Source organism: Sphingobacterium sp. R2 (assembly GCF_040760075.1).
In the GTDB taxonomy this organism is placed as follows: domain Bacteria; phylum Bacteroidota; class Bacteroidia; order Sphingobacteriales; family Sphingobacteriaceae; genus Sphingobacterium.
Genome location: NZ_CP142884.1, coordinates 1,566,534 through 1,590,238 on the forward strand (window position 1 = coordinate 1,566,534; position 23,705 = coordinate 1,590,238).

The window sequence follows — 23,705 nt, forward strand, 5'->3', positions numbered from 1 at the left end:
CGCGCGCGCGGCTAATTTGTTAGGATACTGGTATATGCGTTTTTTACAGCTATTTTTTAATTTTTCTTTGTGTAAAGGAGTGCAATAATGGCATTATTTCTGTTGCGTAAATTTGTTTAGAATTCCCATATATTTATTGATACACGAAAACTAAATTTTTGTTTATGCCTTTTGATGAGCACCTTTTGCTTTCGGTACTGGAGCAGTCTCCGCTAGCTACGGCTATCTATGATAGTGCGGACTTGAATATTGCCTTTGCCAATCAGGCGATGCTGCGTACTTGGCATGCAGACAGCTCGATTATAGGACGTACTTTAAGTGCTTGCTTTCCCAGTTTTGAAAAAGAAGGATTTTCATCTATTTTAAGAAATGTTTGGAAAACCGGAATTACCTATCGGGCCAAGGATACACCTGCTGATATCGTATCCGGCAAAAATATTATCAGAAGATACTTTGATTTCGAGTATAAAGCCTTGCTGGACGAGAAGGGAAATACCTATGCTATTCTACACTCCTCGTGGGATGTTACTGAAAGAAAGCTTGCCTATGAGAAAGCGGAGAGCCAAAAGGAGCAAATTTCTTTCAATAGAAAATTGGATCTCTTGTCCAATACGCTTTCCCATGATTTAAAAAATCCATTGTCTATTTTGAAGATGGGAAACGATATGTTGCGTCAAAAGGATATCAGTTTACCGGAACATGTTCAGCAAAAGTGGTATGAAAATATGCGCGGTGCGATAGAGAATATTCAGTCTATCATTAACCAAACTCTGCAGATCAATAAAATACGTGCTGTCAATCCCATTAGGGAATGTATCGAGATGGATAAAAAACTTGTCGAATGGATTGCTGAAGCTAAGCTTATTTACCCCGAATCGCAGTTGGCGTTTAGATTGGGGAATCTCCTCCAGCTGGAAGCAGACTGTGGTGTGGTGTATCAGATTTTTTTTAATTTGATTGTTAATGCTGTAAAATACGCCAAGCAGACAGAGCAGGATTATCTTGCTATCTATAGTGAAAATACGAGCAAAGGGACTGTCTATTATTTGGAAGATAATGGGATTGGTATTCCGGAAGAAGATTTGGAGCTTGTATTTAAAGCGCATGAGCGTGCGAGCAACACTGTTGAAGCGCAGGGATCGGGAATAGGGCTTTCATTGGTAAAGGAGTTGATGGAGCGTTTGAACGGTACTGTTAATCTCTCCAGTAAGCCAGGTAAGGGAACGGTTATTCGCTTGTTTTTTCCAACGCATTAATGGATGTATGTTTCAGCTGTTTGTTGAATGTTGAGATTTTATTTGTTTTAGAAGGGGAGATGTTTCCTCGCTGAATTTGGATAGGAACATCTCCCCGTAAAGAAGATAAGCTATTTATGTGTTGTCTTATTGTGCTCGTACACAGCGGACGTTGAATCCCTGTAATTTGTTTAGCGAGGCAATCTCTCTTTTGGTTAATGAAAGCAATTGCGTTGAAGAATGTTGCCAAGGTAGATCAGGGGTGACACTATCAAAGTAAGACACGGTAGCTCTTTGTGATAAAGCGAGTCCTGCTGTCCCATTTTCGGCTGACGTTTGATAATACATAAATACATATACCTCTCTATTATCACTTCCTGTTGACGTAGCCTTAACCATATGATTTAATGTCATTCTTGAACTTGAAAGTCCGCCGTTTAGATTTCTGTAACCATTAAACATCAGCATAAAATGATCCGAATAATCGTTAAACTTACCATAAGATGCTGGTTGTGGTTCATCTAGCGGCCACATTCGATTAACACCGCTATAACCATATATTGCATTGATACGATCTTGTCTGGTGTTTGGCCATTGATAAAGGGACGCTTCGCGATTTACAAGTGTTGTCATTTCATTCAAATTTGGCATTCGCCATAGTCCAGCAGGATAAACCAATGCACAAGGGTCACCAGAACCTGGTGTTCCAGTTGGCGTTAACGACATCCAATTCCAATAGCCATTTTTCTCTGTATCCATTGAATTACTATTAAGTATCCAATGATAAGAACCGGCATCTGGCCTGAACTTATAGCGGTCTAATGCTCCAGATCGGGAATCGTAATACAGATCTGCCCGTGCCCAGGAAATTCCAGCAACCCGAAGAGGAGATTCTATCATACGGGCTGCAATGCGATATTGATCTCCTGCTAATGGCGCGAAACTCGCATTGCTAAAGGATAGATAGGTATTATTGTCCCCATAAGTTCTTGTTTTTACATTGGTATTGGATGGTTGAATGTGTACATAGGGATCCATCGCAATTTGAAAAATGGGCTTTAAGGTTAAACTGTTAGCCGCAATTGTTGTACCTGCAGGAATCACTGTATAAACAGATAGTGTTTTTACAAAGTTGTCCGTAGCAGTATTTTTATTAGTGATATGACTTACATTGGCTGTTGGAGTAACTGCGGTATGGCCAGACCATGTTCCGGTTAAGATGTTGAAATTTGCAGAGCGTATTAAGCTAGTAAAGTTCGCTCCAGTGCCTGTTCCTATGTCTAGTGATTCAAAATTGGTGATTCCACCAAATATCCCTCTCGAATCGATATCTACATCCAATCGGGTCGTTTTACGTTGAAACGTGATGTTTAAGTAATTTTCTCCAACATTAGCAGTAATAACACCAGAAGCATATATCACATCCTTATTGGCCAGCGCGGCTGCTGAAATGGTATTGTTGCTGATTGTTGGAAGGGTAGCTTCATTAATCGATACTGCGACCCATTGGTAGGTCTTTCCGCCATCGACTTGAATATTGGGATTAGTACCCGACACAGCTTCGACATCTTTTATTAATGTTGTACTTGATTGATCATAAACCATCAAACGATATTTAATTCCACTTGGCATTAACGTTAAAGCAGCTTTCGGAGCAATCGCAGTTTTATTTAGTGTATCCACAGCATTCCTAACTACAGTTTTTTTTGCGGACATTCCTTGTGTCTTTATGACTTCCATGCTAACCAGTGCATCTACAGTTGGCGTAGTCACCAATTTTTCTTTTCCGAGTGCAAAAGGATGTGATAACTCCTTTTCATTCGTTTTACCTGTGGGCATTTCTAGTTTTGCAACTGCTACAGTGCCCTCATCAATTCCTTTTATTTGGAATATGAGTTTTGTTTCTCCATTTTCGGAAACCTCTGCTTGATCACGTTTTGAACAAGACGCTAACATTCCAGAACAAATGCCTAAGACTATCAAAGGCCATATTAATTTCGTTGTTTTTTTTATTGTTGAATTCATTGTATACTTTTCAATCTATTTTATAAAAATGTCGAGTAATTTTACATATCGAAATCTTTACTACCAGAGACGCCCTTGTCATTCCAGTCTTGGGTGACGGGCTGATCTGGGTGATAGATATCGCCCGGCCTAAGTATAGCTGAGCTTTTCGCGATCCCCTGTTCCATCGCTATTGTCAGTAAAGTGATTTTTGGAGGTGCATAGGTTGTCCTCAGTCTTTTTGTTTCTTCCATTTTTACGATTTTAATTGCTTGTTTAGTAATGCTATCTATTCAATCATTATCACTCGAAGTTTACCACGCTAATGATTAAAAAATATATTATTTAATTCATTTCAAAGTTGATTAAAAGAGGTATGCTGATCAATATGGCGACCCCATAAGGAACTTTTCATTTTTAGAAAAAAAATGATTGAGCAACAGTGCTAAATCGTGAAACTGGTTTGTGTACTTAGGAAGACCGATTATTTTATTAAGAGACTAGTTTTTTTTTTGGACATTTTCCTTTATAAGACATCTTATTTCTATCAATGGAAATTGGTTTTACTAAAGAGCAACGATCACACCGGAACGATGTAGCTTGTCCACTACAGAAAGTAAAGAATAACAGGCAGTAAAATTATTTTTTTGCTTATGTACATGAATTGGTGAAGCACTGTGTTGATATATACTGCTGTACAGTCTATTTAATCATCGCTGCAAGCCAATTTTGTTTTTGCGTGGATGACTGTATTTCGTACTGGGGGCGTTGGTAAGAAGTCTGTTGGACTTGAGATTAAACTGCTTGTAGATAACGGGGTAGTAATTAGGTCTCCAGATGGGCAAGAGCCCAAAAAAGAGGGCTAGGATGGTATAAATCTTGGCTTGCTGTTTAAATTAGTATAAAGTAAAGCCCAGTTCAATAAAGCTGGGCTTTAGCTTCGTTGTATGGTTCTATTAATTTGCCGTTAAAGCGACAGCATTGAGCTGGCGGGATGTTCCGTCAGGACCTACTGCAACGATATTGTCGAAGATTACGCGGGTGCCCGGTACAATTCCATTTAGTGCCGAAGACATGCTCGAACTCAGCTGCCCTCCGGATGTCGATAATACGATGGCATCAGCCCGTGGCTTGGCAATGATCATCGTAAACTTGGTTACCCTGAAGGTAGCGTCGAAGTCAAAGTTATCTAATTTCGCGAAAAGTGCATTTTGTGCTTTAAGTGCCACGGTAGCCATAGAGCCACCTGTTTTGCCCGCAAATTTGGCAATAGGGTCTGGGATGCGTTTCACACGGAATTCGGTCGAACTCAATGTTTGTGTTTTTCCAGGTGCTACCTCGGCAGAAACGGAAATATGTGCTGTTCCCGGAGAGCTTACCTTCACATTGTATTTGCCGCCACCGGCACTTGAAATGCTGCCTCCGCTCATGCTGACACGGATTTTATCGGCTGGCGTTCCTGGGGCTGATACCGAAATAGGATTATTTACACCGATATAGAGTACATTCATCTTGTCGGGTGAGACGACGGCCGACGGGCGTGCTACTTGATAGGTCTGTACAGGGGTGCGATATTCCTTATATGATCCGTCGGTCTGTTTGACTTTGATCACGCCGGTCCAGGTATAGATTCCTTCACGGCTGGTATTGACTGCATATACCCCTTTTCCATCAACTACTTGAAGTGCTGATCCATTGACCGAGATTGCGGGTTGAGATTTGGAATCGGATGCTGTCAGAAATACTTCTGCTTTGTAGGGCTGGCCCTGTACTAAGTAGGATGTTGGGGCAACAGCAACTGCTGCAAATTTATCTAGATTGACCACCGCCTGATCCATTTTGCCCAAGATAAGTTTAACTACATCAGATTCTGCATTCTGCGCGTCTGTTTGTATTTTCGTTAAAATGGTCATCGCAGCGGTTAAAGGGGTGCCGCTACCGAAATTGATTTCCTCCCATGATTTTTTGCCATTAACGGCTTTTTCTGGATCTTTTGCCTCCAAGGAAAATGATACCATCTTTTGTTCTTCAGGTGTGAGCAGGGCGAGCAATTTTGTGCGCGTAGCATTGATTTTGTCTTTTAATACGGTGCCTTTTTTCTCATTGATCATAAGATTTGGAGAGATGTCTTCGTTTTCACGCTGGGCTAGATCGCCTTTTTCTTCGTCATATCCACCGCCCTGTTTGACAAATTCTTCTTTTAGAGAGGCTATATACTGGTTGAGTTCGCCGATAATTGCCTGAGCTTTTTTTGCCTTGTCATAGATGGGCTTCGCACGTGCAGGCTCTTCTTTCAGCTTGGTATTTTCAAATGCAGTGAACAGCTGCTGTACTGCTGTGCTGACATTCGATTTGGATGTTTCGAGACTGTTGTTGATATTTTTGAATGCATCCAAGATGGAGTCCGGTACATTGAGCGCCAATAAGGCGAGCAAGACCAGATAGAGGATGCCTATCATCCTTTGTCTTGGAGTTTCTCTTCCTAATGCCATTGTTTTTGATTTAAGTAATACATGAATTAATTACACACGCGGCTGATTCATCGCGCTCAGCATATTGCCGTATATGGCGTTCAAGGCATTCAGGTTTTTAGCAAGCTTGCCCACTTCATCTTTAAATGCTTTGGAATCATCCAGCGATTCGTTGAAGTTTTGCATGGTAAAGCTCAGATTCTCATAAAACTTGTTCATCGATTGTAAATGGGATGCCGAATCGCGCAATTCGCGTTCGTACATCTCATTCAGCTGGCTTAGATTTGTTGTCAAACTCTTTACCTGCTGGTGGTAGTTGGACGTATCGCCTGAAGTATTTGACATCGCGACAAGGTTTTCGGAGGCTTTTTCGAAGGCGATGCTCAGGTTGTCAAACTTGGAAGTCGCTGTTCGCAGCTTATTGGTGAATTCTTCTGTTGCTAATGAGACATCGGAAAGCTTATTTATGGCAGATACCTTTTCACTAAAGTCACGTAGGCCTCGGCCTAGATTTTCGATGCTTGCTGGTTCGATATTGGCATCGGCAAACATTTTGTCTAAAGCTGCAGTTGCTGAGGGGCCGGCCGGCTGGGCGACAACAGTTTTCGCTCTTTGTGGCAGTTCACCATTAAATTTTTCGTCCAATTCAGGATAGACACGGGTCCAGTCTGGTTCCGGTGGCGGCGGATTGAACCCCATTAAAAAGAAAAGGAAGGCTTCTACCCCTAAACCGATTCCGATCATATAATTGGCTGTGGTGCCGCCGATATGTAGAATTTTAAATAGTACCCCGATGATGACGATACTCGCTCCCCAGGATATGGCCACATTCAGCCATCTAGAATTGTCTTTTTTCTTGCTCATTGTTATCTCTATGTTTTGGTTTAATTTTTCTTGGAAAGTTTATTGTGCTAGTTTATTTCCATCATCAATAAACGGTATCTGTGTTTTCTATAGTAGATCGCATGCTGATGTACATATTTTGTTAGTTGCCTTGCAATAGGCTGTTTAGGCTCAAAAAACATACCAAAAGGTTATTAACAATGGTCATGTTTTTGGATAGCTGAGAATTTAGATATGATGGTGGGATTGTTAATCATATTATTGGACTGTGTATCATACCAATTGGGTTTTCTCTCTAAATCTAATTTTGTGTTGTATGGTATGAGCGTAAAATATGGGAAAAACAAAAAAGGTTTTCAATCGGGGAGATGAAAACCTTTAAATAACCAATTATAAACCTATTAAGGTGTTGTAAATATAGCTTTTTTTGTTTTTATTTTAAAATTTTTAAGAATTTTTTGTTTCTTTTTGATATTTATAATGTTTTTAATGCTTTTAAAAACGATTTATACCAAACAAATATGATTTTTTATTGAATTTTTATGGATTTTTTCATGATTTTATTAGATTATCCTAGTTTTTTTCTGTTTTAAAAAGTATTTTTTAATTTTTTTGATTTTTTTTGTCATTTTTTTTTGTTTTTATAATCGTTTAATAGTACGATTCCTATGCAAAGATCGATTTTAAAATACGGTTTGTGGCAATATGGAAATGTATTCTAACTCATGTTTCCTTCTATCTTTATGAAAATAATGCAAACGTTAGCCGTTCTTAACAGTTATTCTTTTATAGGAACAAAACGTAAACACAGATAAGAAAGCATGATGAACGAAACATTAATCCAACTTTCACAGCAATGGCCTTCATGGCTATGGAATATTGCATTAATTCTAATTTCATTTTTGGTCGGTTTTTTGATTAAGCTGATTTTTATACCGCTTTTGCGAAGGCAAGCGATTCAGCAGGAGTCTTACAGTGTATTCCGTTCCTTTGTCAAACGATTTAACCGTATTCTGAGTGTTTTTATACCTCTGATTTTATTTAACAGTTTGCTGCCGTTTGCTCAATTTAACGAAAGGACGCTACGTGTTGTTAGCAAGACTAATGAACTTTTACTGGTCAGTTTCTTTGCACTAGTATTGATACAAGGGATCAAGGTTTTTGAAGATTATCTTTACCATCGTTTTGATATCAACAAGGAGAATAATTTGCGTGAAAGGAAGATCAGAACTCAGATCGTCTTTATCCGAAAGGTGGTTGTTACGCTGATTATTGTGATTTCTTTGGCAATTATTCTGCTAAGTTTTGATAGTATGCAAAAGATTGGCGCGGGTTTGTTGACAGGCGTAGGTGTGGGCGGTATCATTATTGGGTTTGCAGCACAGAAGTCGCTCGGGAATTTGCTCGCAGGCTTTCAGATCGCTTTTACGCAGCCCATTCGCATGGATGATGTATTGGTGGTTGAAGGAGAGTGGGGGCGTGTTGAAGAAATTAACCTGACCTATGTGGTTGTGAATATATGGGATAAGCGCCGCTTGGTATTGCCCATTACTTATTTCATTGAGAAGCCTTTTCAGAACTGGACGCGGACTACTTCTGAAATATTGGGAACAGTATTTATCTATACAGATTTTACGGTACCTGTACAGCTCTTACGTGAGAAATTTACCACACTACTTTCCGGGCATCCGCTTTGGGATGGTCAGGTCAATGTGCTTCAGGTGACTGATCTTAAAGAGCGTACCATGGAAATTCGGTGTCTGATGAGCTGCCGCAATTCGGGTCAGGCTTTTGACCTCCGCTGTTATATCCGAGAGGAAATGATTGCATATATCCATACAAATTTCCCGCACGCGTTATCTAAAACGAGGGTAGACTATGAGGAGAAGGTGTAAAACGATTTTTAACGGTCTAAAACCAATCGAATACAATCATTTGATGAAATCTGTATAATTTGTTTAAGTTTGTTGAAAATGTTAGCCCTAGCGATATGCTGATTTTCTATATTTTAGTCTCGAGTATATTGATTATACTGAGTGTATTACCCTTTGTCCAAAGCCAACACTGGGTCTTTCGGGTAGCTGAGTTCGTCAAATTGCAGTTATTGGTCTTTCAGGTGCCCACCGTTACGCTGGGTTTTTATTTGGTAGGCGATGATCCTTGGATTTGGTGGCTTCAGGGTATACAGTTCACTATGATTGTATACCATAGCTATATATTGATTCGCTATACCAAATTTTGGCGCAGAGAAACGTATCAAAAGGGTGATGGTGCATCAGATAGCATTAAGGTAATCTCTTGTAATATACTGCAATTCAATACAGCGTATAATCGCTTTATCGAGCTGATTCAGAAAGAGAGACCTCATATTTTTTTGACCATGGAAAGTGATGCTGGATGGGAAAGAGCCTTGCGTGTATTGGAAAAGGATTACGCTAATTATGAGAAGGTAACATTAGACAATACCTATGGCATGCATTTTTATACTAATCTGAAAATCAATAAAAGTGAGGTACATTATTTTGTAGCTGATGATATTCCGAGTATCGAGGCCGAACTGGAAACTCCTGATGGGCATCGGTTTGTTTTTTTTGCTGTTCATCCACCGCCACCAAGTCCAACAGAAGAAGAAAATAGCAAAGAGCGTGATGGCGATCTGCTCAGTGTCGCAAAGCGCGTAACTGATTATAAAGTGCCCGTCGTTGTTACTGGAGATTTTAATAACGTGGCTTGGGCAAAGTCTTCGCTCCTATTTAAAAAAACAAGTAAATTAATCGACGCCCGTATCGGCAGGGGTATACTATCGACCTTCCATGCGAATTATTGGTTTTTCAGAGTGCCGTTGGATCTTTTATTCCATAGCCCAACGGTGTTTATTGATAAACTGTTTACGTATCCGTCTATAGGCTCTGATCATTTTCCAATAGGTTGTACATTCTTTATTGACCACTACTCAGAAGAGCAGGCTGAGGCGATCGAACATTTGGAAATGGGGGACATGTCTGATGTGAATGAAATGATTGCTGCTGGTAAGCTTGAGGAAAGCGATAATCGAAATTCTGATAAGGAATAATCAAAGCAGAAATTTGGGACGAGGTTTCTTATAATGAAAAAAAAAGAAGGAAATTTGCCTGAAAATGTTTAATTTACGGTAATAATCAAGACAACCGAATCCAATTCATGGAAAGAGAACATTCTCACCCTTCGACTTTAGGTTATTTGACGTCAGAACAGCTCTTGTCGAATACTATTGATTTTTTACGTTTTCCGCTGATTGTTGGAGTGGTTTTTATTCATACGGATTTTTCAAATATTATCATTCAAGGCGCGAGACAGGTTGACATTGGTCAATTTGCTGTTTTTGCACAGGTTTTTTTTCTCTTTTCGAAGCTTGTGTTTGAGGTATGTGTGCCACTTTTCTTTTTTATCTCTGGTTTCCTTTTTTTTTATGGTACGGAGTCTTTTTCGTTTTTGGATTATTTTAATAAGTTAAGAAAGCGGATAAATAGTTTGCTGATTCCATATATTTTTTGGAATTTGTTGGTATTACTTTTTTTCTTTTTTGCACAAACCTTTTTTGGGGAACTATTGTCGGGCTCCAATAAGCCTATAGTTCAGTACAGTGTCGCCGATTGGCTTTGGTCTTTGTGGGACACTTCCCATGTGCATGGGCAGGCAGCAAAAAATTTACCTATCAATTCGCCATTTTGGTTTATTCGTGATCTGATGGTGGTTGTACTGCTATCCCCGATCATTTACTTTGTAATTAGGAAGTTGGGTATATTTGCCGTGCTGATAACTGGGGTAGTGTGGGTTTTGAATCCCTATTTTTACCTGCCAGGATGGAGCAGTGTATCCTTTTTTTTCTTTTCAGCAGGGGCTTATTTTAGTTTATATAATAAGAACTTTGTGCTTATCTTCAAGTCCTTTTTACCCTGGCCCTTGATATGTTATATGCTATTGATCGTAGCAGCGTTTTATGGATTTGGAAAGGGTGGGTGGAGCTATTTGTATTGTACCAATGTATTGTTGGGTTTGATATCTGCGGTAGCTGTGACGGGCTATTTTATTGAAAAGGGTAGCTGGTGTACAAATCACTTTTTGGTTAGTGCAAGTTTTTTTATATTTGCTTATCACCGTTTGCCATTGGTATTTATCATCAAATTTTTGTTTAGTTGGGTTAAGCCGCAAACGGATGTTATGCTGCTGTTTATATATTTCGTTTGTCCAGCCTGTGTTATTCTGTTGGGCTTGCTGTTTTTTTGGGTTTTAAGAAGGTTATTGCCCACCTTTACAGCTTTTATATGTGGAGGTAGATTATGATGAAAAAGCGGAAAACTCGGATCCTCTTGGCCGTCACATTTTCTATTTTGGTAAGTATTGGACTTTTTTACCGATTTTATTATCCGCATAGTTCGACGCTGCGGCGGTCAGAATTTGTCTTTACTGATTTGATCCGGTTAGAATGTACAGCAGTGAAGAACCAAGGTGCTTCCAATACCTGTTGGTCTTATACTGGGAACTCCTTTCTTGAATCAGAAATGATCCGAATGGGTAAAACTCCTATGGCGATTTCGCCGTTGTATACGGTCCGGATGGCCTATCTGGAACGGGCGCGGAATTACCTCCGCCTGCATGGTGGATTAAAATTAAATGAGGGTGGGCAGCTTCATGATGTGATAGACATGTTGCGCCTGCATGGGGCGATGCCGACGGCTGTTTATACTGGCGTTAAAGCGGGGAATCGCCCGGGTAATTTTAAACACATGCGCGCTATTTTGAACAGCACACTGTCTGGTATGGTAAAGGCAAGAGTCCTGAAAAGCAGTTGGGAGCGCGATATCGAGGCTGTGATGGACGACTATCTGGGGAAAGTGCCTGATCATTTTGACTACCAGGGTAAAATATATACAGCGCGTAGCTTTGCTGATGAGTTTATAGGCATTGATCCGGATCAATATATCCATATTGCCTCCGTTACCACGGCTCCTTACTATAAATCTTTTGTTTTTTTGATTCCCGACAATTGGTCTTTCAGTCAATTTTATAATATACCTATGAAAGAACTTACCGCTGTCGTTGATGGGGCTTTAAAAAAAGGTTTTACGGTAGCGTGTACAATCGATATTTCGGAGCCTGGTTTTTCCTGGCCTTATGGTATCGCTTATGTCCCTCAGAAGTCAGCGTCGATGATGACAACGGAAGAAAAGAGGTATCAATTTGTGCGGCCGCAAGCCGAGCGCAAAGTTGACCCCTTGATGCGCCAAGAGGCATTTGATGCATGGGAAACAACAGACGATCATGCGCTACATATTATAGGCTTAGCTAAAGATGAAAATGGGCGAGAGTACTATTTGGCTAAGAATTCTTGGGGCAGGGGCAATGCCTTCCGGGGATTTATATATCTCACGAAAGAATATTTATGCTATAAAAGTACAGCCTTAATGGTTCATCAAGATGCCCTTGAGACGTCGCTAAAAAAATCAGTTGGTGATCAGCTGAATAGATAAGCGTATGGTTTTCCCAGATTATTTGTTGAATCTAACTGCTCAACTGCTGTTCTTTTGTCCTGCTTCGATTTTGGTACATGCTTTCCAGGTAAGTGCCTAGGGTGCGCGTGCGTTCCGTATCAACATTACTGATGTAGCGCTGAAACATCTGCTCTGTACTATGTCCTGTTGCATCCATTAGTAAGGCTGTCGGAATTTTACCATAAAAGTTTGTGGCAAAACTTCTTCGCCCAATATGGCTGGTAATGGCCTCACATTTTGGGATAAGCTGATCTGAGGCGCGAAACCCTTTGCGCTTTCTAACTTTTACCAATGTAGTAATGCCTGCTAGGCGAGTGACTTCCTTGATTTGTTCATTATATTTTTGGGCAGTCATTTTGTGAGGGAAGCTGTGCCCATTATTTGACATAATAATTAATGCAGTTGGGTGTAGTGGGAGTAAGATGCTTTTCTGTGTTTTTTGCTGGGTAAAGGATAAGCAGGGCTTGCCATCTAGAATTTCCATCATATCGAGATTGAAATTCATAAAATCAGATACGCGTTGCCCTGTGTAGCAGCTAATTATCAGCCAGTCTTTAGCGGCTTTTAGATGAGCTGGTACGTCTACATTTTTTATGGTACTAATTTCGTCTTCATTAAGGCTTATGGCACGGTTTATTTTCCGGACCTTGGGAAGTTCTAACTCATAAACAAATGTTCTGACCCCTCTTTTCTCCAGAAAATTAAGTACTGTTCGTACGAAGTGAATTGTGCGGTGGATCGTACTTATACTATAGTTTTCCGCTTCGCCATATGCAATAAATTGCTGTACAAATGTGCTATTCACTTGCTCCAGCATAAGATATTTCTTCTGATAGCCTTCAAAGCGTTTTAATAAGCGGAAGAAAACCAGGTATCGTTTGTGCGTGGTTGGGGTAATCAGGTGTATTCGGCTTTTGATAAAATTGTCTACACTTTGTAGCAGTCCTCCTGCTGGAAGTGTAAGTTCTGAGTCTGTGCAGCATTTTTTGACCAATCGGTTGATTGCCCGTAGTGAAAATTCCTTTTTATTAAGCTTTAAGTCAGCAATATATGATGCTATTGCAATTTTTAGCACATCGAGCTTTGTATTTAGCTTTTTAAATTTCTTTAAATAGATATTGATGGGCCTTTGCTTTTCTTGATCCCATTGAGATGGAATAATTTTTAAAGGAGTTTTAATCAAGAATTGCTGTTGTTGCTCGTCAACAAATGCAAGGTAGATGAAAGATATTGAAGTAGGATTCAATAAAGTAAAATTAAAAATCATGAGGTAAACTTTTTGCTATTGTCTGAGCATAAAGATACTAGATTATACAGATTAGTCTAATTCAGACTACAATTCTACCTATCCAAATATAACTATTTTTTTTTAACTAATTACAAGATATGCCTTTAAAATAACCATTTGGTTAGTAAATGTTTTTATTTGTACAAAAGTCCCGTTGAAAATCAAAAATATTTCTATGTATCTTATTTGTAATCAGAGTGTAATGTTTTTTTTCTAGTCTGAATTAGACTAATAATTTACAATTAAAATAGCTCGTACAAGTTTGTAGAAAAAATTATAATTGACCTAAATATGAGTAGTAAACAGAGATATATCGCGCCTAAAATTGAAATGCTTTTAATTATACAGGAAAGTTTCGACAAGTCAATGTACATGTGTTTCAATCGTGAATTTAAGCACAGCCATCGTGTAGATTATAAGGTGTCAAATTTATAATTTAGCAATCACCTCCATGGACAGTAAATTAAAACTTGCATTTGTAGATGATAATGTATTGCACGTGAAAGTAATTGAACATTTGGCTCGCGAAATGGGGAACTATGAGATGCTATATTCTTGTCACAATGGAAAGGAGCTTGTTCATCTCCTTGAGAAGAGTATCGATCATCCAGATGTGTGTATTCTGGATTTGCATATGCCGGAGATGGACGGTATGGAAACGGCTCGTTTATTGCGACGTCGGTATCCGATGATTCGTTTATTTGGTTATTCTGCCAGCGAAAGTGCAGATGAAAAAAAGAGATTTTTGGATAGTGGTGTAAAACTTGTTTTTTCAAAACAATCTCCCCGAAAGATGTTGAACTCTATCTATCATTATACTATGCTCTGTGAAAATCTGGATATTATTGATTTTGAGAAGAATTTGTTCAGGAAATGGAATTTTGTAAATCAGTTATAGGAAAAAAAGAGCGGCAGTTTGATGTGCTTCATCTCGCTGAATATTGTAGTCATCTTAGTAAGAGGCTGCACAATGCTTCGGTTTTTTCAATTATTCGTACCTGCTCGCCTGTCCGTATAAAAATTGGTCGATTGTCCTATGATTTTGCTGCAAACGAACTCATATTCATCGGACCACAATACGAAGTCGAGCTTGCTGAAGCTAAAGTTGCAGAAGGATACTTGCTGTGGTTCACAGCAGACTTTTACGAAAGGTCGAAAGATGATACTGAAATACTGCATTCGGGATTATTTTTTGGAAATCATCCTTTTCTGTCAATGCGTGAATGCAGATCATATCTGGTTTTTAAGAAACTTATCGTGGCGCGTTTGCGAGGATGTACTGGGGATTGTGCAATCGATAGGATGGTTGCGCATCATTGCTTTGAATCTTTATTACTAGACGGGTATCAAAAAATGCTAACGTTGGACACAGTGCGGTCATCTGTAGAGACTACATCTATTCAGTCATTTAATAGATTTTCCGTGCTTTTACATAAGCATTACCGCGAGCATACCAGTGTACAATATTATGCGGACCGTATGCACCTTTCGCCACGGAAGCTGACGGAGTTGTGTTTGTCTGTTAGCGGTAAATCGGCTAAATGTGTCATATCGACTGTTGTCACTGAGCAGGCTTTGCGCTATATTCAGCATACTAATCTGTCGATATCTCAGATTTCCTATGAAATGGGATTCTCGGATGAATCTAATTTTCGCAATTTTTTTAAACGACAGACAGGCAACAATCCGCTTTCCTTTCGTCTGATTTAATTAGGGGAGTCTATCCTTGCTTTTTCGACTCTTTTTTAAAGTAGAGGTAAGGGCGCCTACTGGCTGGTATTCTTTGAGCTAATTTCGGTAAAGCCCTTTTGTTGAGCAGCCCACTGCCTAAATGCTTTAAAAGTAAGGCGTATAATCTCTCGGGAGTGAAATTTATCTGATACTCTTTTTTAAAATCACGGATCATCGTATCGATTGTTCTTGGGGTCTCAAAGTAATTGGATTGGAGGATAATATTGGCAATGAGTGCTCGCTCCGATTGATTCTTTCATCTATAGGTAATTTGGAGTTTTTTAATTCTCCATTTACAATAAGGCGTTTTTTCAAGTACATCAAATGGGGCAGGTTTTCTACTTCAATTTTTAACGATAAAGCTGGATCAAAAAAGTCTGAAAGCTTTATAGTAAAAGGTAAGCATATTTTTGATAGACTGTCTACAGATAGTGAACTGTTTTTACGGTAAGCACTCCGGATAGTTGATGTGGAAACATTAGCCAGACTGGCAAGGCTCTCGATGGTCAGCCCGGTTAAATTTATGATTTCCAGTATTCTTTTTGAAATTATCTCTGCTAATTGCTGATCTGATATTTTTCCCATACTTAATCTTTTCACTGCAATTTTATCTAATGAGCGTTTTACAATACGATTTAGTCAATACCTTTGAATAGGTACACTAGGGTCTAATGCGGCGTTTTTTGAAAACTGATGATCAAAGCTACTTGAATAAAATGAATAATGGGGTGTAAAAACTGTGGATTATCGTGTGCAAAATCTCTATTTTGCGCAATTCTATTTTCTGTAACTGGCATTAGACTTGATGCTGTTATTGCTCTTCGGGGGAGCTGTCGAGTTGGCTGAAGTCAACGGCAGTCTCGAGCAATACCGGCAGCAATGGCTCACACTATTAAATAAACCCTATTTGCCTTCATTGCTCCAAGGAATACATCCTCAGTTTAAACCTTCTTTTTTGGAAGATTTTCCAGCGAATGGAAAAACAACACTGAATGATGGCTTATCGGGAACAACGGATTATAGTTACAATTGGCTATTATTTGATAGTAAGGATGTAGAGATTGCTTTTCCTTTTTCGAATGAAAGAATGGCTTCGCAAATTCAGCTTAATTTTCTATTGGATCCGGCACATTATCTATTTCTTCCGGATGAAATAGCGGTAGAAACCTCAAACGATAATATTTTACGTGAACATCGGGACATATAAGATCAATACTGGTCTTATTGCCGAAGATCCGATATGTTACCCAGTTTCATTTGGCTTAAAACAGCAAAAAGGACGTTTTTTAAAAGTGAAAATTTCTTTTTCGCAAGAATTTCCAGCTTGGTTTGAAGGGTCGAAGCATCGTAAGCCGCTTTTTGCCCTAGACGAAATTCATGCTAGCGACCAGATGTAGCTGGGCTGAAAAGTTATTTAGCCATTTAACCAGCCGAAGAAAAGCTATGGTGTCATTCGGGGAAAGTTTCTTGCTTGGGGCATTTTTTGTTTAAAAATTGATCAGTTGATGTCTATAAACACAGTTGTATACTGATGGGTAAAATAAATGGGGCGAACGCCTTCGCCCCATTCTATCCATTAATATTATCAAGTCGAACGCAAAAAAAATGACTTGATGGCCCAAATGTAAAAAAATTATACGGAATTGCTCCTGTTAAAAAATGCTAAAATCATGTAAAAATTTGATAGGTAGCTTAAGTACTACATTTCAAAAAAAAGACGGCTAGAATTTCTAGCCGTCCACTTTTGGTCGCCGAAGCTCCAAAAATTATCTTATGCTTATTTTTTTTTAGTTTACGCGTACGCAGCGAACGTTTTTGAATGATGTACTTAGTACATTTGCACCTAATGCGCTAACTCCATTCAAAAGCTGGCCGGTATTGTTTGCCATGTGGAATCGAGTGCCTAAGGATAGTGGAACTAAAGTTAGACTACGGCCAGCGTTACCATAATAACCCCATGTACCTGCGCCAACTAAGCCAACAATATTAGCTCCTTGTTCATTTGTCCAAAGCGTTGTTGCTCTGCCGTAACTACTGAGTAAGGGGAGATTTAAGTTTGCCACTTGGAAGTTTGCAATGTCAACACTAAGATCATTTAAACCAATATTTGCTAAACCACCGTTTCCAAGTAGGGGTAAGATATTGACATTTGAAATCTCACCATTATAGTAAAAGCGAAGTCTGTTGGATGCACTGTTTACGTCACCAAAAGCATTCGAACCTGAAGTAGGAGCACCGTTTGCACCAGAAGCTAATGTGTACTGACCATAATTAAATGGAGTGGAAGGAGCTAATGCTGAATTAGGTGCTGCTGTATTTACTAGCAAAGATGTTGCATTAGTCAATAGATTCGTAATTATATTTGCAAGTCCTGTTACTCCTGTTGCGTCAACTACTTGGCCCAGGCCACCTAATGCCCCAGTAAGTTGATTTACTTCAATATCTCCTCGTACCATGTTAGCAAAGTCTGCCTTTGCAGGTTGTTTCCATAGGCCTGCTGGATATACCAACTTACATGGATCGCCATTATTTGTTGTCGTAGTTGCAAATTGTCCAGGAACAATACTTCCGAAAGCAAAATAGCCGTTAGCCCTAGCTGTTAATTGATTATTTGCATAGAATGCATAATTGCGGCCATTGCCGTTGTTGCCTCTGTAGAACAGGTTAGACCGAGCCCATTTTACAGTGCGTCCTCCGTAATTTGTGATTAATGGAGATTCCACCACATTCAACAGCAGGCGATGACTGTTTCCTAGTTGCGGTGTTACTGCAAAGGGAAAGTTTGAAGCGGTAGTAAAATAGGTGCGCGCTAAACTTCCGTCGACATGACTAATGTTTAAATTTTGGACCTGTACATTAATTGCGCTTTGTGCAGCAGTGGATGCTGTATACACGTAAGCGATTTTTGCATCATTAAATGCCGGATCGATGTTTGTAAAGTTGGCGTAAGTTAACGTTGGCGTGAAGCTTGCGCCTGCTGTAACAGTTCCATCAAGCAATGCGATGCTACCTGTGGCTAAGTTTAGTCCAGTAACATTGACTGTAGGATTACCTGTGATATTACCAAATACACCCTTGGTGTTCAATTCAATTCCGATACGTGAAAATTTATGGCTGAATTGGATGTTGATGTTAGAGTTTGTTGCCAGATTTACGGTTCCTGAAGCATAAAGCACATCTTTATTTTGTGCCAAAGCAATCGATCCATTTGTTGGTGTAAGAGCAGGTTGATCGTTATCGGAAGTGTTGTAAGAAAGGGCTATCCATGTGTAAGATGTGGCGGGATTAAGCCCTTCGATCGTACCTGCTGTACCTGCTACCAGCTGTTTGGCGGTAATTAGTGTTGTTCCCGAATAGATATAGACAACATATTTTGTGCCTGATACCATATCTTCAGTGACGCCAGGGGCGACATCCGCGGCTAATCCGCCAGATCGTTTTACTGCTATCCCATCATTGGTAATGGTTGGTAAATTGTGGTCAGTCGAAACAACCATGTCTACATCGGAAAATGAATGGATTTTGCTTGTCGTTGTGCTCGGTTTCGCCGAGCCAACTTTTACTGCGCCATCGTTGCCGCTGGTTTTGATGCCCCCCACCGCTACAGTGAGGACATTTGTTTTGTTGTCGACATTTTCAGTCTTGTTGTCCTTGGAGCAACTTGTGATTAATGTCCCGGGGATTGCTAGCATTGCCATCGCAACAACCCAGTGAGCTCTTTTAGTCAGATGAAATCTCATTTTAGTGCTTTTTCGTGTTGTTAAGTAATGTGATGATTATACATTAAGCACCCTCTCCGGTAGTAGTACCGTCTGGACCTGCTCCCCAACCGTCGGTTTGTGGTGTTGAACCTGGTTGTGCCTGAGAACCTGCAGCAATGCCTTGCTCAAGTTCAACTACGTGCTCTCTAATGGACGGAGCTACGTACATTTTTTTTGCGTTCTTATTCATGATGATATTATTTGGATATACCGCACTATTACTAGTGCGGGTTAAAATTTAATGGACAATTTAACCCTGATATCTTCAGAAATGCCTAGGATCTAACGGCTTGCCTTTGCGTATAGGCAATTATATTGCTATTGTAGCCTGGATATTTCTAGTTATTTTTCTATTTTTTGGTTTCTAATTTAATTGTTAATACTTTAAATTCTTATATGTTAGTTGTACTTCTTTTGAATTGAATTGTAATATTACGACTTAATATCAACTTGTGCAAAAAAAAATTGTAAACTTTTTATAAATATCTGTTGGTTGTGCAATAAAACAACTTTCTTCATCGTTATATATATGTATGTTTTATGGTAAATTATTGTTTTAAGGCAATATTTCTTGGTTTAAAAACATATATATCCAACTTTGTTTATACTGATTTTCTATTGAACAACTTGTTTTAATATTTTGTTTGGTGTTTTGTTGATTTATTTTAGTCTATTTGTTTTTCTTTAATTAATTTGTTTTAACAATAATGCTGTTTTGATTGTTTTGAGCTTCTTTTTTTTCTGTGAATGTAGATTTATATTTCTTTTGTTAATATTTTTAGAGTGCTTTTTATTTTTCTTGGAAAGTATAAATACGCGTTTCTGAATACTTAACTTAACTGTTTGTGTTTTTTTTATTATGTAATATTAGTTTTTTAGGTATTTTTTATAAAATAATATAATTTTTGATTTATATTTGAATGATCTATATTATTTGTGTATTGTTTCATTTTAGGAAAAATTGTATTGACAACCAATCTGTTTTTCTTTTTTGCTTATTATTATCTATGTTAAGGCAACGATCGTTCAGGTCCGTTGAGCTTTCTGGAATACACCTTAGATTCGCTGATTTTTTTAAGTTTGATTACTTTTTCTGTTCATATTACAATTTTTTATCTTTTCAAGTTATAATGTATATAGATTTATAATCTGGTTAACATAATTTGTTCAAAATGAGGGTGGATGGTGATAATGGTTTGCCTGATAGATTAGTTGGTTAGGAAACAATTTGCATGCACATCTGTAGTTCAAACTTATTTTAAATAATTTCTTGTTTGTTGTTGTCCCTGCACCTTTTATAGTTTTTTACATGTAGTTGGTGATTGCCTGCTTGGGAATATGTTTAAGGGTTCATGTATATCAGGGTTATACTTGAAGTGCATTTCAAGGTTTGAAAATGCATTTTTTTGTGTTCGGGATTTATTTGCTAAATTGCTCCCTATTTCAGCATTACGAAATGGTTGTCAGGCCTTATATGCAGTAAATAATAATTATGGAATTTGGAGTTCAGCGGGTCATTGGTGTAGCGCAGGAGCCTTCGGAAGTAACGGATGCAACAGCAAAAGAAAATTATGTGGTTCTTTTTGTATCAAAGGGCGGTTGTAGTATACGGATCAATAATCAGATTAAAGAAATTGAAGAATACTGTCTGGTGTTGATTCCGAAGGGGATAAAAATTGAAGCTAACCCAGATGAGTCCCGACCTTTTCTAATTATTTATTTTTCGGAAAGTTTTTTTGCCCGTACGGCGGTTGATACTGCTTTTCTGCGAAACTTCAAATCTTTTAATACAAACGAATATAACTACCATGTGTTGCGTGTGCCTATGGAGTATGCAACCTACTATGAATTTGTGGGTATGCAGCTTAAACTATCTAAGCAGAATTATAATCAGGTGATATATCGCGATTTGGCTCACAATATTGTTAAACAAATTGTACTCTTAGCTGCGATATATGCTGAAGATAGACAGTCGGATGAACTGGTGGGGCAGAGTGCAGATATAAAGCTCGTAAGACGTTTCCAGGAGTTGGTAGAGCAGTATGTAAAAAAAGAAAAACGTGTAGCTTTCTATGCTCAAGAGCTAAATATCGCAACTAAAAAACTAACTAACTTAACGAAAGATGTGCTAAGGGCCACGCCAAAAGAGCTGATCACCGAAGAGTTGCTTCGAGTGAGTAAAAAGCTGATTACTGAATCATCACTCAGCATTAAGCAGATTGCTTGGGAGCTCGGTTATGCAGACGTTAATAACTTTAGTACATTTTTTTTAAAAGAAACGGCCTTGACGCCAACTGAGTACCGTAAACGTTGGCAAGGATAATATTCCTAAAATATCTTTATTTAACTATAACCTAGTTTTGTAGTTTTCTATGCGACAGTGTAGTTGAACCGCTACAAGATTTGCAATTTATACTGGACTTGCGCATTTTGTCATTTACTCACTAAAATTAGTTATATCTTTGCTTCAAGCAGTTCGACATTAATAGTATTGTATAAAAGCCAAATATTAAAGTCCTGTCTCGGTCGACTGATAGAATTGTTTAACATTGATCTATTATTATTTAATTATGTGTAACATAAAAAGCTTTAATCTCTTCTTGGTGGGTCTTGCGGGGATTACGCTCTTCGGGGCAAGTTGTTCGAAAGTAAAGGATTTGTACAACGATACTACTGCAGGCTCCGATTCTTCATCCTTATTTCCTGCTGGCGTTAATGTCCCAACTGATTTTATGTGGAATTCGACACGCGCTGTCGATGTGCGCGTTGCAGTTGACGATAAATTCAGCGGTAAATACTTTTATCGGGTGGAGTTTTTTGATAATGATCCGACGTTGGGTAGTGGGGCGAATGTGTTGGCTGCGGGTCAGGCAAAATCCGGGCAGGATTTTGTTGGTAAGCTCATGATTCCAACACTCGCAAAATATATTTATTTAAGAGAGACTTCTCCACTTGGTGTTGCCGCAATCAGTATGATTGAAGTGGGGCAGCAAAATGCGATCAATGTGGGTGGCATCAGCGCGGGTTCGGCTAGTAAAGCGAGTGTTTTGCGCGGCGCTAAGACGAGTACGACGTTGGCAAGTGGCAGCTTAAGAGCGGCAGCGGTGGAAGCTACACCGGTTGTAGTTCCTTCCGATGCAATAGCGCTATCGGGCAATTCAACTATTTCTGTCGAGTCTAATAAATCGTATGTAGTTAAATCTGGTGTAACCTTTACAGGTAGAATCGATGCGAACAATGGTACTAGCAATGTAAAAATTTACGTGCAGGGGGCATGGAAAAATACAAGTTTTGAATTGAACCTTGGAAGCAATAACGGACTTTATATTACGCAGGCGGGTTCCATTGACCTCGTTAATGTAACGCAGAATACGGTGGGTGGCTTTGTCAATTATGGATCGGCTTCACTTTCCAAAATGGAGACAAAAAATAATACGCTGTATGTCAATTATGGTACGCTTACTGCGGATAAAGCAGATATCACTAATGGTAATTTTACCAACTATGGGGTGGCTACAATCCAAAATCTGAGCAGTACTACAAACGGTACGGTGGTGCGTAATGAGGGAACGCTTACTGTACAGAACGCTACCTTGACGAATGCAACGTTGGAGGCTGTTTGTCATACAGTAATCAATTCATTGACGACCAATGGTGCGACAATTTCGGTGGCTCAAGGCGCTCTATTAAGTTTAGATAAATTAGATGCCGGTGGTACGAAAATCAATTTAGCAGCAGCTTCTATTTTGGATGTGAAGACTTTGGCTAAATTTAACAGCCAGGCGAGCACCATGACTGGACCGACTTCGGGTCAGGCATTGGCCCGTCTCAAAAAGGTTGATGTAAGCAACCAGTGGATGGCCATTACGTATGGTGGTAACTTAGAGGTAGCTTGCTCAGATCATACAGCTAACGCACAATGGAGTACATATTATGTGGTCAATAGTCCAGCGAAATTGGTTCCTTACGATAAGTCGACCGTAGTGATTCAGGGGACTTCTTGTAACGCCGGTGGTAATAACGCTTCTGGTGGCAATCCGACAGACCAAACTGTTACTGAGGTTAATTTAGGTACTTATTCGTATGCATTTGAAGATAATTGGCCGTCGATTGGGGATTATGATATGAATGACTTTGTGGTGGATGTAGCAATTACGAAAGTGCAGAATGCAGCTAATAAAGTTACTAAGGTTAAATTGATAAATAAAATTAGATCTGTTGGGGCTAAAAATAGATTAGCTGCAGCTATTCAGTTGGATGGAGTATTAGCGACTAACGTAAAATCCGTAAAATATTCAAATACAAACTTGGTTGGACAGAACTTACCTTTAGGTTCAAATGGTGTCGAGTCTAATCAGAAGTACGCCGTGATTACAATTTGTGATGATGCGCACCGTGCCTTTGGTATTTCAGATACGCAATTTATTTCTACGGTAAATGGTAGTTATCAGCCTGTTGAATCCGAGGTTGTCATAGAGTTTACTACACCTTTGGATAATTTTACATATGCTGATTTGAACTCATTTATTGTCACAAATGGATATAAAGTGAATTCTCGAAGTGAAATTCATTTGGTTGGATACAAAGGTACAGATAAAATGAACAAAGCCTTGGTTGAGAATCAAACTTCAAAAGGACGACTTTCTGCTAATGATCCATTCAAATCATCTAAAGGGGAGCCTTGGGGATTATGTGTTCCAGTATCTTTCATTTATCCAAATGAGTATAAGAAAATAACTGGAGTTTATCCGAAATTTGAAGGATGGGCGTTGAGTGGCGGTTCTCAGAATCTCGATTGGTATTTGAAGTAGATAGAAACTCGAGGAATAAAGGAAACTCAT

At 39.0% G+C, this 23,705-nt stretch carries 18 protein-coding genes; 10 read left to right on the forward strand and 8 right to left on the reverse strand.

The window, feature by feature from the left end:
* The first annotated feature begins 164 nt into the window (after window positions 1-164).
* On the forward strand, window positions 165-1,256 hold the full coding sequence (locus VXM68_RS06555; RefSeq protein WP_367210819.1) for an ATP-binding protein: 1,092 nt from the start codon (window positions 165-167) through the stop codon (window positions 1,254-1,256).
* Window positions 1,257-1,382: 126 nt separating this feature from the next.
* Here the strand turns inward: VXM68_RS06555 and VXM68_RS06560 are convergent, their stop codons facing one another.
* The 4 genes from VXM68_RS06560 to gldL form a co-directional block, all read right to left on the reverse strand.
* Window positions 1,383-3,260 carry a hypothetical protein gene (locus VXM68_RS06560; RefSeq protein ID WP_367210820.1) on the reverse strand — a complete coding sequence of 626 codons (1,878 nt, stop codon included), beginning with the start codon at window positions 3,258-3,260 and terminating at the stop codon, window positions 1,383-1,385.
* Between the two features lie 41 nt (window positions 3,261-3,301).
* Window positions 3,302-3,493, reverse strand: coding sequence for a hypothetical protein (locus VXM68_RS06565; RefSeq protein ID WP_367210821.1), 192 nt, complete (start codon window positions 3,491-3,493; stop codon window positions 3,302-3,304).
* A 702-nt stretch (window positions 3,494-4,195) separates the two neighbouring features.
* The gene (gldM, locus tag VXM68_RS06570) at window positions 4,196-5,731 is read right to left on the reverse strand and encodes a gliding motility protein GldM (protein ID WP_367210822.1); all 1,536 of its coding nucleotides are present in this window, start codon (window positions 5,729-5,731) and stop codon (window positions 4,196-4,198) included.
* 30 nt (window positions 5,732-5,761) lie between these two features.
* The gene (gene gldL / locus VXM68_RS06575; protein WP_293956055.1) at window positions 5,762-6,574 is read right to left on the reverse strand and encodes a gliding motility protein GldL; all 813 of its coding nucleotides are present in this window, start codon (window positions 6,572-6,574) and stop codon (window positions 5,762-5,764) included.
* An 800-nt stretch (window positions 6,575-7,374) separates the two neighbouring features.
* On the opposite strand from gldL, the gene VXM68_RS06580 reads away from it, so the two are divergent.
* The 4 genes from VXM68_RS06580 (at window position 7,375) to VXM68_RS06595 (ending at window position 12,063) form a co-directional block, all read left to right on the forward strand.
* Window positions 7,375-8,448 carry a mechanosensitive ion channel domain-containing protein gene (locus tag VXM68_RS06580; RefSeq protein WP_293956054.1) on the forward strand — a complete coding sequence of 358 codons (1,074 nt, stop codon included), beginning with the start codon at window positions 7,375-7,377 and terminating at the stop codon, window positions 8,446-8,448.
* Window positions 8,449-8,543: 95 nt separating this feature from the next.
* Window positions 8,544-9,626 carry an endonuclease/exonuclease/phosphatase family protein gene (locus tag VXM68_RS06585; protein WP_367210823.1) on the forward strand — a complete coding sequence of 361 codons (1,083 nt, stop codon included), beginning with the start codon at window positions 8,544-8,546 and terminating at the stop codon, window positions 9,624-9,626.
* A gap of 107 nt (window positions 9,627-9,733) precedes the next feature.
* Window positions 9,734-10,876, forward strand: a complete 1,143-nt coding sequence (locus VXM68_RS06590) for an acyltransferase family protein (protein WP_367210824.1) — start codon at window positions 9,734-9,736, stop codon at window positions 10,874-10,876.
* Window positions 10,873-12,063, forward strand: coding sequence for a C1 family peptidase (locus VXM68_RS06595; RefSeq protein WP_367210825.1), 1,191 nt, complete (start codon window positions 10,873-10,875; stop codon window positions 12,061-12,063). The genes VXM68_RS06590 and VXM68_RS06595 overlap by 4 nt, the downstream gene beginning before the upstream one ends.
* A gap of 31 nt (window positions 12,064-12,094) precedes the next feature.
* Here VXM68_RS06595 and VXM68_RS06600 read toward each other — a convergent pair whose 3' ends face one another.
* Entirely contained in the window at window positions 12,095-13,351 is a 1,257-nt protein-coding gene (locus tag VXM68_RS06600; protein WP_367210826.1) for a tyrosine-type recombinase/integrase, read from the reverse strand.
* A gap of 472 nt (window positions 13,352-13,823) precedes the next feature.
* On the opposite strand from VXM68_RS06600, the gene VXM68_RS06605 reads away from it, so the two are divergent.
* Window positions 13,824-14,270 (forward strand): response regulator, encoded by a 447-nt coding sequence (locus tag VXM68_RS06605; RefSeq protein WP_293956049.1) that lies wholly within the window; start codon window positions 13,824-13,826, stop codon window positions 14,268-14,270.
* The gene (locus tag VXM68_RS06610; protein WP_367210827.1) at window positions 14,246-15,082 is read left to right on the forward strand and encodes a helix-turn-helix domain-containing protein; all 837 of its coding nucleotides are present in this window, start codon (window positions 14,246-14,248) and stop codon (window positions 15,080-15,082) included. Before VXM68_RS06605 ends, VXM68_RS06610 begins: the two co-directional genes overlap by 25 nt.
* A gap of 192 nt (window positions 15,083-15,274) precedes the next feature.
* Here VXM68_RS06610 and VXM68_RS06615 read toward each other — a convergent pair whose 3' ends face one another.
* Window positions 15,275-15,688, reverse strand: coding sequence for a hypothetical protein (locus VXM68_RS06615; RefSeq protein ID WP_367210828.1), 414 nt, complete (start codon window positions 15,686-15,688; stop codon window positions 15,275-15,277).
* A 220-nt stretch (window positions 15,689-15,908) separates the two neighbouring features.
* Here VXM68_RS06615 and VXM68_RS06620 point away from each other — a divergent pair, with 220 nt between their 5' ends.
* Entirely contained in the window at window positions 15,909-16,310 is a 402-nt protein-coding gene (locus tag VXM68_RS06620; protein ID WP_367210829.1) for a hypothetical protein, read from the forward strand.
* A 580-nt stretch (window positions 16,311-16,890) separates the two neighbouring features.
* Here the strand turns inward: VXM68_RS06620 and VXM68_RS06625 are convergent.
* Together VXM68_RS06625 and VXM68_RS06630 are read right to left on the reverse strand one after the other, a co-directional pair.
* On the reverse strand, window positions 16,891-18,843 hold the full coding sequence (locus tag VXM68_RS06625) for a fimbrillin family protein (protein ID WP_312365297.1): 1,953 nt from the start codon (window positions 18,841-18,843) through the stop codon (window positions 16,891-16,893).
* A gap of 43 nt (window positions 18,844-18,886) precedes the next feature.
* Window positions 18,887-19,054 carry a hypothetical protein gene (locus VXM68_RS06630; protein ID WP_312365298.1) on the reverse strand — a complete coding sequence of 56 codons (168 nt, stop codon included), beginning with the start codon at window positions 19,052-19,054 and terminating at the stop codon, window positions 18,887-18,889.
* Between the two features lie 1,302 nt (window positions 19,055-20,356).
* Between VXM68_RS06630 and VXM68_RS06635 the strand changes: the two genes are divergently transcribed.
* Window positions 20,357-21,187: an AraC family transcriptional regulator gene (locus VXM68_RS06635; protein WP_293956045.1), complete on the forward strand. Its 831-nt coding sequence runs from the start codon at window positions 20,357-20,359 to the stop codon at window positions 21,185-21,187.
* Window positions 21,188-21,434: 247 nt separating this feature from the next.
* Window positions 21,435-23,675 (forward strand): LruC domain-containing protein, encoded by a 2,241-nt coding sequence (locus VXM68_RS06640; protein ID WP_367210830.1) that lies wholly within the window; start codon window positions 21,435-21,437, stop codon window positions 23,673-23,675.
* Window positions 23,676-23,705: the final 30 nt, after the last annotated feature.